Origin of the sequence: Marinomonas ostreistagni (assembly GCF_016888445.1) — a bacterium.
GTDB classification, from domain to species: Bacteria; Pseudomonadota; Gammaproteobacteria; order Pseudomonadales; family Marinomonadaceae; genus Marinomonas; species Marinomonas ostreistagni.
This window is the reverse complement of the sequence record NZ_JAFEKF010000002.1, coordinates 342,057-356,518: the sequence shown is the minus strand read 5'-3', so window position 1 is coordinate 356,518 and position 14,462 is coordinate 342,057. Positions and strand designations below refer to the sequence as shown.

Below are 14,462 nucleotides of genomic sequence, written 5' to 3'. Positions count from 1 at the left end.
GTCTACCCGACCCCATCGGTTATCATGATGGCTTTCACCCAACTGGATACCATTATGTCGCCACGTGCGCCCTTTCTCGCCTCTCAAGCAGGCCCTTGCGCCATTCTGATTGCCGCCATGCTCTGGGGCACAACTGGTACAGCAGCAAGTTTTGCTAGCAGCGTTAGTCCGCTGGCCATCGGGGCATTTGCCATGGGGATTGGTGGTTTGTTGCAAGTCTGGGTGGCCTGGCGACGTCTATATTATGATCGTCATGCACTCTGGCAAATGCGACGTTTAGTGCTTTTAGGGGCACTGGGCGTGGTCATCTATCCGTTAGCGTTTTACAGTGCTATGCACTTAGCGGGAGTCGCTATTGGTACCGTTGTCGCCATCGGCGCAGCCCCCTTTTTCACAGCTTTGCTGGAGTGGTTAATTGGCGGCAAAAGTCCGCTGGGAGTGCGTTGGTGCTTGAGCTTATTGCTAGGTGTGGTCGGCATCGTGCTATTAACGTTTACGCAATCCGCCGACGATTCTGTACTGGCCGCAAGCGATACGTTCTGGGGCGTGGTATTAGGTTTAATCGCAGCAGGCGCATACGCACTCTATACGTGGCTTGGTAAACGCCTGATTGAGGCAGGCATACATTCTAAGTCGGCCATTGGCAGTATGTTTTTGCTGTCGGCAGCGCTGTTGCTGCCCTCGCTGGCCTTCACGGCAGAAGGCTTGTTTGATGGCGTGACACATACCAGCGTGGCGCTTTATATGGCGTTTGTGCCGATGTTTTTAGGCTATCTATTGTTTGGCTATGGCTTACGTACCAGCCATGCCAGCAGTGCCACCTTGCTGACCTTATTTGAGCCTGTAATCGCCGCCCTGCTGGCCGTCACGTTAGTAGGCGAACAGCTGTCCGCTTGGGGCTGGCTGGGCATGGGCTTGATTGCAGGTTGTTTGTTACTACAAACATGGCGCTTCCCGAAACGCCCGCTACAGCCTAGCCCACCCACGACGACGTATTAATCGTCGTGATCCAGCTGCTTTGGCTCGGTGTCGCGTGGTACGAAATGCATGAAAAGCCCTAGCGCAATCAGTAGTACTGCAGCGCTGACGACGATCGCTACTGGGTAATATAAGTTACCGGCCATGTCCATTTGGCTGTACTTGATAACCATGATAAGTCCCTCAAGTGCCAACGCCACACACACGGTACCGATAAAACGCGGCAAGGTACGACGCAGCATGACAATCACATCATGCTCATTCTTATTGCCGTACTCCTTGTTAATCACCATCGCCAACTCAAACACCGCAATGGCGATGATATTGGAGTTAATCACCTGAATGAGTACCTGTGTTAAGGCTTCCCCTTCCATGTATTGAGTCGCCGCGGTCACAATACTGGTACCACCGACAAATGCCGCCAAGATAAAAAACAGATACGACAGCACCTTGGCAAAAACCTTTTGAATCGTTGAGCTCATAATAGCCTTCCTTTCCAACCTGTTATGTAAACTAGGTTTAAACCATACGCAAAAGTGATGGTAGAAAACTACAGATATAACCCAAATGCCTTAGCTCTTCCTTAGAGACCGTTTTGCTTCGACATTCCTGACGAAGTGTAGACAATTTAACAAGGTCATTTGAGCACTCAACCGAAACAGAGTAAGCCTAAACTGGCTCACCCGCTTCGTCTTCTTTGATGATGTCGGTTTCATTGAGCGCGTCGGCCAGCCATTCTTTCATGGCAGGATGATTTAATAGCGTTTGCTGGTAGCGCTCTGCTTCTCCGCTTAGTTCGATACCGTAGGTGACGAAGCGAAAGGCAACGGGGGCGAAGAAGGCGTCGACCATACTAAATGCGCCGAAGAGGTAGTCGCCTTGATCGCTGTGGCGTGCTCTGAGGTCTTGCCAAAGTGTTGCGATGGCTTGTACATCCGCTTGTGCTTCATTACTCAGTTGCAAGCGACGCTGGGCGCGGCAGTTCATTGGCATTTCATTACGCAGGGCGTTATAGCCGCTGTGCATTTGCGCGACGATGGCTCGGGCCTCAGCCCGTTGAGCCATGCCACTAGGCCAGCCTGCTCCGTTTAGATGCGCCTCATTCACATACTCCACTATGGCCAGTGAATCCCACACCGTTACGTCACCGTCGATCAATACTGGGACTTTTTGCACGGGCGTATGCTGCGCCAATGTATCGTAGAAAGCCTCGGTAAATAGCGTGAGTTTGATCTCCTCAAACGGCACACCAAATGCTTTTAGGGCGAGCCAGCCACGTAGGGACCAAGTAGAGTAGTTTTTGTTGGCGATGATCAGTTTCATGGGGCATTCCTTATCCAGTCGTTGAAGATAAAACGATTGTGCGCCCTTGCAATTGATTTGACTAACGAATAGTTTTGAAGGGTTCTATTCGAATTAATGATGGGTCATACGATATGGATATAGATGGTTTACGCAGTTTTGTTGCGTTCGTGGATACAGGCAGTTTTACCCGTGCGGCAAAGCAGACGTTTCGCTCTCAGAGTGCGATCAGTATGCAGATGAAGAAGCTGGAAGAAGACGTCGGGCAAGCACTGTTTACCAAGCAAGGCCGACATCTTGGTTTAACCGATCAAGGCCAGCAGCTGGTGAGTTATGCGCGACGTATCCTGTCATTGCACGATGAAGCCATCGGGCACTTTAAACAAGGCGATCACCACCGCCCCCTTAAAATCGGCTGTCCTGATGATTACGCCGAATCCATCTTGCCAGATTTAGTCGCGCATATTCGAGTTCTGTTGCCACAGCAAAGCTTCAGCATTGTCTGTGATTGCAGTACTGAACTGCGCTTGAAGCTGGATCGAGGTGAAATTGATATCGCCATTTTGACCCGAGCCCCCGATATTGAAGAAGGCTACTTACTCAAGCATGATCGCGGTGTCTGGGTCTGTGGTGACGACACCAGCATCATGGCGCAATCACCTTTACCGTTGGTGTTGTACGAACCGGATTGCAAGTTCTACAGCGCCGCCTTGGATGGCTTGGAAAAAGCCGCTCTCGATTATTGGTTGCTGTGCAGCACCCCAAGTGCCACCACGATTAAGAGTTTGCTACGCAAAAATCTAGGCGTTAGTGCCATGGCGGTTTCTAGCGTCAGCGCAGGACTCACGATTGTCGAGCAAGAGTATTTACCCGCCTTGCCTGCGGTCGATATTGTACTGGCCGTTGCGCCCGTCCCGCATCCGGCGTTTGGTAGTTATATGGCAACGCAAATCAGCCACCTTTTTGTAGCCCAAATGGAACATATAATTTGAGAGTTCAACTTCTAAACCGCTGCTTTCACGTGATCCCAAAACTGGCTGGCTTCATGACTTAAGGTTTGGTTTCGTAGGCGAATCATAAACAGTGGAAACTGGCTGTGTGAGGTGAAGTTTTCTACATCCATACGCACCAAGCGGCCTTCGTCTAACGAGTCTTTGATCATGTAATAAGGCATGCGTGCCCAGCCCATTCCGGCTTGTACTAAGCTCTTTTTGGCTTGGAAGTCATTAACGTGCCAGCGTTTGCCCGCCGGTAAGACGAAGCGATGTGCTTGGTCTTCGGCGGCGCGGCTGACCAAGATTTGTGGCAACGAGTACAGCGCTTGCTGCTTGACCTTTTGCGCGCCCGCTTGCAGCTCAGGCAACAGGTCTGGGTGAACCACCGACATCATTTCCAGCTTGCCGACTTCGACAAAAATATGGCGATCGTCTAAGCCATAACTAGGCCCAATGGCAATGTCCGATTTCTCTTTAATCAGATGCTCTTGCACGCCATTTAGGTGATCGGTGGTCAACTCGATGGTGATCTGCGGATGCGCCGCTTCGAAGCTTTTTAATAAGCCAATAATGTGATCGGTAAGGCTCATTTGACTGATGCATAAGCGCAGCGATTGCTGGCCTTCCCCTTGCGCCAAGTGGTGGCCTAGGCTTTCGAGCTGATTAACCTGCGATAGCAGCTTTTTGCTTTGCTTAAAAAACGCTTTGCCTTGCGCAGTGAGCGTCGGGCGATAACTGTCTCGGTCCAGTAACTGCAAGCCATACTGAGCTTCTAGGGCTTTCACGGCGGCACTGATGCTCGGCTGAGTTTTATGAATGGCTTCGGCGGCGGCACGAAAGCTGCCACTTTCGACAACAGCGATAAAGGCGCGCAATTGGTCCAGCTTCATGATTCGATTTTCCTTTCATGATAATCAAAAAACGAAATTATTTTTAATTCATTATTGCGAGTATCCTAGCCCTATTCAAGTAATACGTTTTTCCAATCAAGGGGGACACAGTGACAACCGCATTAGTGGTGATGTTTATCGCTGGTTTGATTACCGGTTTTTCTAAGTTTTCCGTCGGTGGCATGGGACTCATCGTCTTGCCGATTGTGATGTTTGCCTTCCCTGGGCCTGAAGCCCTCGGCGTGCTGTTACCATTGTATGTGATCACCGATATCATGGCGGTGTACAGCTATCGCCAAAAGATTTCTTGGGCGGTGCTGGCGCGCTTTTTACCGCTGAGCTTTTTAGGCGTGTTGATCGGTACCTATTTGCTGGCGGGCATCGATGCAGATCAATTCGTGACCATGTTGGGCGTGATTATCGTCGGTATGATTGTATTAGGCTTATACCTAGACCTGCGCCCCAAAAATGCCTTTATGCAAAAGCCCGTTACTGCTTATTCGATGGGATTTTTTAGTGGTTTGGTCAGCATGGTCGCCAACGCCTCAGGGCCATTGTTTAGCTTGTTTTTACTGGAGCAAAAGCTACCGAAACAAAGCTATGTCAGCACCCGTGCGTGGGGCTTTTTCTTAACCAACTTGGTTAAGCTGCCCATGTACCTAAGCCTAGGGTTATTAAGCCAAGAGAGCTTAACCATCAGTGCTTACGCGCTACCGGGCTTGCTGATTGGCTCCGTTATCGGCTACCACTTCTTAAAACATGTGAAGCCCAGCCACTTTAAATGGCTAATCCGACTCGTTTCGACCATCGCCGCGATGAAACTGATGCTGTTTTCTTAAGCGCCGCGCATAAGCTGGCGCTGCTTGCGTAACGACTTGATCGAGCTGATGATCAACAGCAAGAGCGCTAGCCAGATCAGAGCAAACGTAACTAATTTCTCCGTACTAAACGGTTCATCGTAGAGAAATACAGCCAAGCAAAACATGGCACTGGGACCAATGTATTGGAAGAAGCCCAGTGTCACCAAGCTCACGCGATTGGCCGCCGCGGCAAAACACATTAGCGGCACCATGGTTACAGGCCCCGCCGCCATCAACAGCAGCGTAAGAGAAAGATTATCCGCTGTCATAAAGCCAATATCTTGGCTTAGCCATTGCAGCTGAATCAGGGCCCATGGCAATAAAATGGCGGTTTCAATGGTCATCCCAGTGAAACTATCCAGTGCGACTTTCTTACGGATTAAGCCATAAAAGCCGAAACTAAATGCCAGCGTCAGCGCGATCCACGGCAAGCGACCAAATTGAATCACTTCAAACACCACAGCAGCCAAGCACAACAATGCCGCGACTTGTTTCGGCCGATCCAGCTTATCTTTGAAAAACACCATGCCCAACACGATGCTCACTAAAGGATTAATGTAATACCCCAGACTTGCGCTCAACAACTGCTGGCTGTTGACCGCATAAATGTAAGTGCCCCAGTTACCGGCGATCAGCAAAGAAGAGACCAACATCGCCGCCAGCACCTTTTTACTCAGCGCTTGGCGCAATGCCGTGCCCTTACGCAGCAACACCATTAACACCAACACAATCACAAACGACCAAATAATGCGATGCGACAAAATATCCAAAGCCGGCACCTGATCGATGGTTTTAAAATACAGCGGGGCAATGGCCCACAATAAATAAGCGGTAATGCCATACAGCATGCCAGCTTTTGCAGCGGGTTCGAGTTGCGACATAAAGAGCTCTTAGGATCAATGAAAGAAGACGTCGGCCCAGTCACATAACCGCTTTATATATCTGATATGCATCATGCTGGGTCAGCATACAGTAACATAAGTTTACAGACCTTTTATGATTATATTAGCGCTTTATAAAGGACGAATAACGGACGAATAACGATAGGGCGCTCATCCTTAATAACCAATCATGCGAGGTGGAACATGCAATGTTTGGCATTACCTAAAACTTTGATCGCGACTTCGGTCGTACTGCTTGCCGGTGCAGCGGTCGCCCAAGAACCCATCCAACCAATCGAGCCCGTCAAAACAATCAATCTAGCCAAAGCAGAGCTGGGCAAAAAGCTTTACTTTGATCCTCGTTTGTCTAAATCAGGCTTCATCTCATGTAACTCTTGCCACAACTTGAGTATGGGCGGTACGGATAATTTAAAAACGTCGATCGGCGATCGTTGGCAGCAAGGGCCGATAAACTCCCCCACCGTGCTTAACTCTAGCCTGAACCTCGCACAATTTTGGGACGGCCGAGCAAAAGACTTGAAAGAGCAAGCAGGCGGTCCAATCGCTAACCCAGGCGAAATGGGCTCGACTCACTTACTCGCGGTAAGCGTCATCGACTCGATTCCAGGTTATCAACGGGAATTCCAGCAAGTCTTCGGCCCCCAAAGTATCTCGATCGACCTAATGACCGACGCTATCGCCGAGTTCGAGAAAACCTTGGTCACACCCAATTCGCCCTTTGACCAGTGGCTCATGGGGGATGAAGACGCACTGACCGAGACCGAAAAATCGGGCTATGCTCTATTCAAAGAGAGCGGCTGTACCGCGTGTCATAATGGCCCCGCTGCTGGTGGTAATTCGTTTCAGAAAATGGGCATTATCGAACCCTATAAAACGAACAACAGTGCTGAGGGTCGTGTCGCTGTGACCGGTAAAGACGCTGATCGCTTCATGTTTAAAGTTCCGACGCTACGCAATGTGGAGCTAACGTATCCCTACTTCCATGATGGTGAAGCCGCGACCTTGACTGAGGCTGTCGACATTATGGGACGCTTACAATTAGGGCGTCAGTTCTCCGCTGCCGACAATGCCGCGATTGTTGCGTTCTTAAAATCGCTGACAGGTGACCAACCACAGTTTACCTTACCGATTCTTCCGCCCTCAGTAGATCAAACTCCTGCACCAAAGCCGTTTGATTAACACCACAACTAAGCCAGACAGGTCTTTACTCAACCCCTTGTCTGGCTTTATCTTTTTAACTCAGTGCAGAGCGGCTTTGGGCCTAATCACGCTGCGCTGACGTATGCTGTTTTTACCCATCATAAAAGGAATATTATATGGCTTCTGATGCTGCCAAAAGCACGGTGCAAAAGCCGAGCTTTGGCCTAGCCATGGTCCCTGTCGTGTTGACGTTGATCATTCTAGGCATTCAAATTTTCTACTTCGGTGACTTTACCCCGCATGTCCCGCTTTCAATCGGGATCGCGATCACAGGTCTGGTCGGAATCAAACTTGGCTTTAAATGGAAAGATATCGAAACCGGTATGCTGCACGTAGTCCACGTGGGCTTACCTTCGGTCGCTATCTTGATTTTGGTCGGTATGATTGTCGGCGTCTGGATCGCCAGTGGCACAGTACCGACGCTGATCTATTACGGCCTCACCATTTTATCACCACAGATTTTCTTAGCGGCGGCGATGATCCTATGTGCCGTGGTATCGGTATCGCTTGGTACTTCTTGGGGCACCGTGGGTACGGTTGGTTTGGCCCTAATGGGCATCGGTGCAGGCTTTGATATCCCTATGTACTGGACCGCCGGTGCCGTAGTGTCTGGCGCCTTCTTCGGCGATAAAGTCTCGCCACTGTCAGACACAACCAACCTTGCGCCAGCGGTGACTGGCGTAGATTTGTTCTCACACATTAAAAACATGATGCCAACCACGGTGCCAGCCATGCTAATCGGCTTGGTGATTTACTTTGTGGCGGGCTTTACCTTGATTGGTGATGACAGTGCCTCGTTTGAACGCATTACGTCGATCACATCGACCTTGCAGGCGAACTTTGATATTTCAGTCTGGCTGCTACTACCTGCGATCATTGTTATTGCCTTGGCGGTGATGCGCATGCCGCCGTTGCCATCCTTGTTTGTCGGTGTCCTGACCGGTGGTTTGGCCGCCATGTGGGCACAAGGTGCAAGCTTGTATGAAGTCGTCACCTTTGCCAACAGTGGTTATAGCATCCAAACGGCTTCGGATGAGATCAATAGCCTGCTAAACCGCGGCGGCATCCAGTCCATGATGTGGACCATTTCTTTGGTACTGATTGCCTTGGCATTTGGTGGCTCACTAGAGAAAACCGGCTGTCTTGAGTCGATTATCCGTACCATCATGTCTAAGGTACGTTCGTTTAAGGGCCTACAAACGTCTGCTACGTTTACCTCGGTGGCAACCAACCTTGTCGCGGGTGACCCATACTTGTCGATTGCCCTACCGGGTCGCATGTACGCGCCAGTGTACCGTGGTATGAAGTACTCAACGCTTAACTTATCACGCGCCACAGAAGAAGGCGGCACGCTGATTTCACCGCTGATTCCTTGGAATGCGGGTGGTGCCTTTGTGGTAACAGCACTGGGGTTAGGCATTGCCGACGGTAATTTCGAAAACCTACTCTACATTCCATTGGCGTTCGCCTGCTGGATCTCACCGGTGCTGGGCTTGCTGTACGCACAGCTGGGGCTATTCTCACCTAAGGCATCGGATGTGGAACAAGCAGAATGGCGTGAAAAAGACGAAAGCATTGCTGAGTTTGACGACCAAGGTCGTATCACTTCTATGGCAGAACAGCCTGCCCAAAGCTAAGCGCTATCAGTTTGTATGCATAAAAAAAGCCGAGTAGGGATAGCACCGCACTCGGCTTTTTAATGAACGGCCTAAATAACTTTTAGGCTGTGGCTTTGGCAGCTGCTTTTGGCCAAGCAAAGACAATCGACAGCAACGCCACAACGGCAAGAATCCAGCTGTACTGAACATGAGTAATCAGTTCGATAGGCGACACGCCAGCCAGCGAAGAAGCCAACAGCACTTGAGCGCCGTAAGGGATTAAGCCCTGAATCACACACGAGAAAATATCCAATAAGCTGGCACTACGACGTGGGTCAACGCCATAACGAGTGGCCACATCTTTAGCAACAGAACCAGAAATCAAGATGGCGACAGTATTGTTCGCGGTACATAGGTTAGTTAGCGCCACCGAGGTACTGATACTCAGCTCACCGGCTTTGTTTGAGCCTTCTTTGGCACCGAGACGACGGCTGATGCCTTCAATTGTCTTCACAATCCAATCAAGGCCACCTTGAGCTTTCATCAACGCGCCTAAGCCACCGATCAGTAGCGACAAGATCATGATTTCTTGCATGCCGGTGTAGCCTGCGTAGATATCTTGTGACCACTGCGCAACGTTGTAATCGTCCATGTTCGACAGGCCAATACCACCTGCCAGTACGATGCCGGTAAACAAAACGAGTAATACATTGACGCCCAATACGGCCAACACCAGTACCGCGACATAAGGCAATACCAGCAACAAGTCATACTCTTTTAGATCGTCAAGGTGTGCTTGTGAGCCTTGGAAAAACAACCAAACCAACACCAATACCGCTGCTGGTAAAGCAATTTTGAAGTTCATGCGAAACTTATCACGCATATCACAGCCTTGCGTACGGGTCGCTGCGATCGTGGTGTCGGAAATGATCGATAAGTTATCGCCAAACATCGCACCGCCCACGACCGCGCCTACTGTCGTCAGCAATGGCAAATCCGTCACTTCCGCCACACCTACAGCAATCGGTGCAATCGCAGCGATGGTGCCCATAGAAGTACCCATTGATGTTGCCACAAACGCCGTAATGATAAAGATACCGGGCAAGATAAAGCTTGAAGGAATCACGCTTAAGCCAAAGTTAACAGTCGCATCGACGCCACCAATGGCTTTAGCAACACTAGCAAAAGCACCCGCCAGCAAATAAATCAGCACCATGGTAATGATCGTCTGATCGCCCACCCCTTTAACAAAGGTTTCAATGCGCGACTGCAATGCACCACGACCCAAGATCAACGCCAGCACAATCGCAGGCAAAATCGCGACAGGGGCTTGGATTTGGTAAAACGCGAATTCTTTGCCAAGGCTTTGGTACCACAGACCGCTGCCAACAAAGAGCGTCAAGAAAAGCACGAGCGGCAGTAACGCCACAGGAGTTGGTTTTGTCATAATTACTGTTGTTTCCAGTTAAAATTCTTGGAGATCGTAGCTTTTGGCTACTATTGGCGCGGAATGATAAGAAATTTGAACTCTGACTGCCAATATCAATTTTGATCTGTTGGACAACGTTTCGTTATAACCAAAACAACTCTCAGAAAGCCAACATCAAACAAAAAAGCATAAAAAAGCCCAGACATTGCTGGGCTTTTTAACTTTTCATTTAAAATCAATTAGATGGCAATTTATAAGCCACCACATAGTCGCCAATGGTTGTTCCTAGTGAGCCGTGGCCACCTGCAACCTGCACCACGATTTGCTCGCCGCGGCTGTTTAAATAGGTCATTGGCGTTGCTTGACCGCCGGCTGGTAAACGCGTCTCCCATAGCTGGTTGCCCGTTTTGACATCGTAGGCACGCAAGTAGTCATCAATGCTGGCCGCCATAAAGGCTACGCCACTGTCCGTGATAATCGGGCCACCGATACCTGGCACACCCATTTTGATCGGCAAATTCAGCGGTGTCAGATCTTGGATAGTTCCGTTCTTGTGTTGCCAAGCGGTTTTACCTGTCTGCAAATCAACACCCGCCACATAGCCCCAAGGCGGCTGCTGACAAGGAATGCCAACGGGTGATAAGAATGGTCCCATTTCTACCGCATAAGGTGCGCCAGCGTTTTCATTCAAGCCTTGCTCACCTTGGTTGGTTTCACCTAGGTCTTGGCCACCTTTGGCGACTAACTTAGAGGTGAAGGCTAGGTAAAGCGGCATGCCAAACATCACTTGGCGACGCGGATCCACGGCCACGCTGCCCCAGTTGAACACACCAAAGTTACCAGGATAAATCAACGAGCCGTTTTCGGACGGTGGCGTGTAGCGCCCTTGGTAATCCAACTGATTAAACTCGATACGACACAACATTTGATCGATCGGTGTGGCGCCCCACATTTTCGCTTCCGTTAAAGGCTCAGGCTTAAAGGTCACCGCCGAAGTCGGCTGCGTCGGTGCGGTAAAGTCACCAGGGATCGCGCCCTGCGGAGCAGGCTCTTCTGTAATCGGGAAGATCGGCTCGCCAGTAGCACGGTTCAGCACATAGACATCCCCTTGCTTGGTCGGCACCACTAAAGCAGGTTGATTGCCTTGCTCAGTATCCAAGTCTAGCAACACCGGTTGGGCTGGCGTATCCATATCCCAAAGGTCATGATGGACAAATTGCTGCACCCATTGTGGTTGACCGGTCTCTAAGCTCAGCGCCACTACAGAGGTCGCGTATTTTTCTTCTGCTGGCGAACGATACATGCCCAACTGATCTGGCGTACGGTTGCCCATCGGGAAGTAAGCAAGGCCTAGCTCTTCATCGGCACTGGCTACTGACCAACTATTAGGCGAGCTCACCGCGTAGGTTTCATCTGCACCAATTGGCGCCGTATCATCTGGATGACCTGAATCCCAGTTCCATTGAAGCTCACCAGTTTTAACATCGTAGGCACGAATGACACCTGATGGCGAATTAATATCGTAGTTATCATTCACCGCACCGGCGACCACGACCACACCACCTGCTACCAATGGTGGTGACGTTGAGTAGTAATAGCCCGATTGCGTAAATGGCATGTTGTGCATTAGGTCTAGCACGCCGTTGTCGGCAAAGTTCTCACACAAGGCACCTGTGGCCGGATCCACTGCCAGCAAGCGCGCATCTGATGTCGGCATGTATAGCTGCGCATCACATTGCACCGGCGCTAGCTGCTCAGATGGCTGCTCCATATTAAGCGCCACATTTTCAGCGGAACTATTGCTAGGTTCTAAATACGAAACGCCACGACAAGTTTGGTGCTGACGCTGGCTTTCGGCAGGTACTTTGGCATCGTATTTCCACAGCTCTTCACCGGTGTCGGCGTTCAGTGCGATCAACCAGTTATGTGGTGTACAAATGTAGAGAGCATTGCCAATTTTAAGCGGCGTCACCTGATAGGTGGTTTCCGTGACATCTTGCGGTCCCTTGGTATCACCCGTTTGGTATTGCCAAGCAAGCTCTAAATCGGTCACGTTGTCGGTGGTAATTTGATTAAGCGGCGAGTAGCGCTGACCTAAATTAGAGCGGCCATAAGCGAGCCACTCACTATCGTCTTCTAAGCCAATATTGGCATTAGGTGACACTACTTGCTGCGCCATAGTACCTTCGGTCGCGGTCGGATCGTCCATCGCCAAAGGGCTCAGAGTAATCAGGGTACTGATGCCCCAGACAGGTAATAAGAAACGCTGCGCGCCAGCATTTTTGCGCCCTACAAAAATCAGCAAAGGTAGCGCTAACACTAGCAACATGCCCATGCGGCTGGCCAGTGGCCACCAGCTTAAGCCAGACTCCCATAATGCCCACACCATACTGCCAAGTAGTAGTGCTGCATATAGACCATTGGCTAAGCGGCGCTGTTTTTTCAACAAACCACCCACTAAAAGTAAGGACACGCCCAGAATGACGTAATAAGCACTGCCGCCAACCGCCAGTAACCAAATACCACCTATGGTTAGAACGACGCCGAGCAAAATGAACAGAATCGATAAGATAAACATGATGGAAAATGGCTCCCTGCAGATTAGATTAGAGTTGTAATCGTTAGAGAGTAGGTAAGTCTTGCACTTTGGTAAAGTTCTGTAAGCAAACTTCCTTAATGAATGGAATGCGTCTAAATAGTGCAAAGTGTCAGCTGGAAAGTTTTACACACTTTTCATGCTAAAAAGTGATCCAGATTATTATTTGAGCCGTAATAAACTGTTTTTTCTTTTTAAAAATACAGAAAAGAACCACAAAAAACTGCTTTTATAACGCCGTTTAAACAGCCATCCGCGCTAATTTTAAAGTGCAAAGACAATTAAACATCACTTTCATTTACACGATTCAAGGGTTGTTGATTTCATCAACTAAACAGCCTTTTTGCACCAAACATCGTGTTTAGCTAACACCAACCTCAAGCGCCCAACTTAACACCCACATAGCAATGGCGACCCACCCAGACATCACCGCGCCATACCACCAGTTGCTTTTAGCTAACTGAAAATTATCCACATCATATTTACCTGACACGGATAAATTGATACCCGATAACGGACTCACCGAGGTACCAACCGCCCATGCACAAAGGGCCACAAACGCCAACAAGGTATTATTAACATCTGCCGCGGGCACCATGGAACTCATCAAAGAAATTCCCACAATCGGATGCAGCCCTAACAAAGCAATGCCACAAATGGCCAAGTAACAGAGATAAGCCTGCAAGAAGCCAAACTGCGCAAACAGCGACCAATCGTCTCCCAGCACACCTTTAAGGGCCAAACTGACCGTGGTGGTTAAAAAGCCCGCCGCCAAAAACAGTGATAGCTCATTGGCCATATTCGCCAAACGCACTTGAGCATGATTCTGTAAGCGCTGCTTAGTGTTGCGAGGTCCACTGCGCATCAGCAACAAAACAATCACCGAGACAGGACTCAGCAAGGTGACGATGGCCAAAATCGCCACATCGGGCAGGATAAAATAGTGAAACACCAGCACCATCAGTGCCAGTGTCACAGGAAAGAGTAGCGAGCTTAGCGCCAGCGGAAAGCCCACAAAATCGCGCATGGTTTGCTGGCGTTTAAACTCCCAAAGCGTCATGAGACAAGCGATCACAGCGATCGGCACACCAATCAGCGCCAACTGATGAAACTGCGCCGCGGGCGCAATCGATAAAGCGACCGCCACCGAGGCAAAAAACGGTGACCACCAACCAGCACTGGTCAGCGCCCGCACCAGCACCGAAAACTGAGCTGGGGACATGTCTTTGGATAAGCGCTGTAACTTATCCCCAACCACAAAGACCGACGACATATTGATGACCGCCCCAAGCAGCTGGACACTCGACCAAGTACTGACCACGCCCTTACCGCCGAGGACCGCTTTGCTTTGTTTCACCGTATCCGGTAGCAACCCCAGAAACGATACCGCCGACAGCATCGCCACGATCGCCAAGTTACCTTCTAGTAAATGCCATACTGGAATCGCTACCGAGGTCGACAAGGCCACTAGCAAAGCAGTGAGCCCTACCGCCAACAAAAACACGATCTGACGCTTATTACGGCGATTTACTCGTGGCCAAGCATGCAAGCACACCAGCCAATAGATCATGGCTGCAACCGGCGTCAAAAAGCTCAGCTGAGGAATCAAAGCACACAAAAACACCGCGCAGCCCAGCGCCACGCCATAGCCTGACAGCGCTAGTTGAACGAGTGATGACAGCGATTCCCTGCTTGATTGCATCATGCTTCCT

12 protein-coding genes are annotated in these 14,462 nt (G+C 50.0%); 5 read left to right on the top strand and 7 right to left on the bottom strand.

Going from position 1 to position 14,462, the window contains the following annotated elements; genetic code table 11:
- The first annotated feature begins 27 nt into the window (after nucleotides 1–27).
- Nucleotides 28–999, top strand: a complete 972-nt coding sequence (locus JQX58_RS07125; RefSeq protein ID WP_239090211.1) for a DMT family transporter — start codon at nucleotides 28–30, stop codon at nucleotides 997–999.
- On the opposite strand, the gene JQX58_RS07120 is transcribed toward JQX58_RS07125, so the two are convergent.
- Both JQX58_RS07120 and JQX58_RS07115 read right to left on the bottom strand, forming a co-directional pair.
- Complete coding sequence (locus JQX58_RS07120) at nucleotides 996–1,460, bottom strand: hypothetical protein (protein ID WP_204146143.1); 465 nt, start codon at nucleotides 1,458–1,460, stop codon at nucleotides 996–998. The two genes, JQX58_RS07125 and JQX58_RS07120, sit on opposite strands and share 4 nt — an antisense overlap.
- A gap of 187 nt (nucleotides 1,461–1,647) precedes the next feature.
- Nucleotides 1,648–2,301, bottom strand: a complete 654-nt coding sequence (locus JQX58_RS07115) for a glutathione S-transferase family protein (RefSeq protein WP_204146142.1) — start codon at nucleotides 2,299–2,301, stop codon at nucleotides 1,648–1,650.
- Between the two features lie 113 nt (nucleotides 2,302–2,414).
- Between JQX58_RS07115 and JQX58_RS07110 the strand changes: the two genes are divergently transcribed.
- Nucleotides 2,415–3,272 carry a LysR family transcriptional regulator gene (locus JQX58_RS07110; protein ID WP_204146141.1) on the top strand — a complete coding sequence of 286 codons (858 nt, stop codon included), beginning with the start codon at nucleotides 2,415–2,417 and terminating at the stop codon, nucleotides 3,270–3,272.
- An 11-nt stretch (nucleotides 3,273–3,283) separates the two neighbouring features.
- On the opposite strand, the gene JQX58_RS07105 is transcribed toward JQX58_RS07110, so the two are convergent.
- Nucleotides 3,284–4,165 (bottom strand): LysR family transcriptional regulator, encoded by an 882-nt coding sequence (locus tag JQX58_RS07105; protein WP_204146140.1) that lies wholly within the window; start codon nucleotides 4,163–4,165, stop codon nucleotides 3,284–3,286.
- A gap of 110 nt (nucleotides 4,166–4,275) precedes the next feature.
- Here JQX58_RS07105 and JQX58_RS07100 point away from each other — a divergent pair, with 110 nt between their 5' ends.
- On the top strand, nucleotides 4,276–5,004 hold the full coding sequence (locus tag JQX58_RS07100) for a TSUP family transporter (RefSeq protein ID WP_204146139.1): 729 nt from the start codon (nucleotides 4,276–4,278) through the stop codon (nucleotides 5,002–5,004).
- Here JQX58_RS07100 and rarD read toward each other — a convergent pair.
- Nucleotides 5,001–5,906, bottom strand: coding sequence for an EamA family transporter RarD (gene rarD / locus JQX58_RS07095; protein ID WP_204146138.1), 906 nt, complete (start codon nucleotides 5,904–5,906; stop codon nucleotides 5,001–5,003). The genes JQX58_RS07100 and rarD overlap by 4 nt on opposite strands.
- 204 nt (nucleotides 5,907–6,110) lie before the next feature.
- On the opposite strand from rarD, the gene JQX58_RS07090 reads away from it, so the two are divergent.
- The gene (locus JQX58_RS07090) at nucleotides 6,111–7,106 is read left to right on the top strand and encodes a cytochrome-c peroxidase (RefSeq protein WP_204146137.1); all 996 of its coding nucleotides are present in this window, start codon (nucleotides 6,111–6,113) and stop codon (nucleotides 7,104–7,106) included.
- 137 nt (nucleotides 7,107–7,243) lie between these two features.
- Nucleotides 7,244–8,764 (top strand): Na+/H+ antiporter NhaC, encoded by a 1,521-nt coding sequence (gene nhaC, locus JQX58_RS07085; RefSeq protein WP_204146136.1) that lies wholly within the window; start codon nucleotides 7,244–7,246, stop codon nucleotides 8,762–8,764.
- A gap of 82 nt (nucleotides 8,765–8,846) precedes the next feature.
- On the opposite strand, the gene JQX58_RS07080 is transcribed toward nhaC, so the two are convergent.
- The 3 genes from JQX58_RS07080 to JQX58_RS07070 all read right to left on the bottom strand — a co-directional run bounded on the left by JQX58_RS07080 (nucleotide 8,847) and on the right by JQX58_RS07070 (nucleotide 14,452).
- Nucleotides 8,847–10,172, bottom strand: a complete 1,326-nt coding sequence (locus JQX58_RS07080; protein WP_204146135.1) for a Na+/H+ antiporter NhaC family protein — start codon at nucleotides 10,170–10,172, stop codon at nucleotides 8,847–8,849.
- 217 nt (nucleotides 10,173–10,389) lie between these two features.
- Nucleotides 10,390–12,732, bottom strand: a complete 2,343-nt coding sequence (locus JQX58_RS07075) for a membrane-bound PQQ-dependent dehydrogenase, glucose/quinate/shikimate family (protein WP_204146134.1) — start codon at nucleotides 12,730–12,732, stop codon at nucleotides 10,390–10,392.
- 379 nt (nucleotides 12,733–13,111) lie between these two features.
- Entirely contained in the window at nucleotides 13,112–14,452 is a 1,341-nt protein-coding gene (locus JQX58_RS07070; RefSeq protein ID WP_204146133.1) for a hypothetical protein, read from the bottom strand.
- Nucleotides 14,453–14,462 lie beyond the last annotated feature (10 nt).

What these genes read in the sequence shown, in the direction of transcription:
- JQX58_RS07125 (WP_239090211.1), top strand. Translation starts at nt 28, where the DNA reads ATGGCTTTCACCCAACTGGATACCATTATGTCGCCACGTGCGCCCTTT.
- JQX58_RS07090 (WP_204146137.1), top strand. Translation starts at nt 6,111, where the DNA reads ATGCAATGTTTGGCATTACCTAAAACTTTGATCGCGACTTCGGTCGTA.
- JQX58_RS07070 (WP_204146133.1), bottom strand. Translation starts at nt 14,452, where the DNA reads ATGCAATCAAGCAGGGAATCGCTGTCATCACTCGTTCAACTAGCGCTG.
- JQX58_RS07075 (WP_204146134.1), bottom strand. Translation starts at nt 12,732, where the DNA reads ATGTTTATCTTATCGATTCTGTTCATTTTGCTCGGCGTCGTTCTAACC.
- JQX58_RS07105 (WP_204146140.1), bottom strand. Translation starts at nt 4,165, where the DNA reads ATGAAGCTGGACCAATTGCGCGCCTTTATCGCTGTTGTCGAAAGTGGC.
- JQX58_RS07110 (WP_204146141.1), top strand. Translation starts at nt 2,415, where the DNA reads ATGGATATAGATGGTTTACGCAGTTTTGTTGCGTTCGTGGATACAGGC.
- nhaC (WP_204146136.1), top strand. Translation starts at nt 7,244, where the DNA reads ATGGCTTCTGATGCTGCCAAAAGCACGGTGCAAAAGCCGAGCTTTGGC.
- rarD (WP_204146138.1), bottom strand. Translation starts at nt 5,906, where the DNA reads ATGTCGCAACTCGAACCCGCTGCAAAAGCTGGCATGCTGTATGGCATT.
- JQX58_RS07120 (WP_204146143.1), bottom strand. Translation starts at nt 1,460, where the DNA reads ATGAGCTCAACGATTCAAAAGGTTTTTGCCAAGGTGCTGTCGTATCTG.
- JQX58_RS07115 (WP_204146142.1), bottom strand. Translation starts at nt 2,301, where the DNA reads ATGAAACTGATCATCGCCAACAAAAACTACTCTACTTGGTCCCTACGT.
- JQX58_RS07080 (WP_204146135.1), bottom strand. Translation starts at nt 10,172, where the DNA reads ATGACAAAACCAACTCCTGTGGCGTTACTGCCGCTCGTGCTTTTCTTG.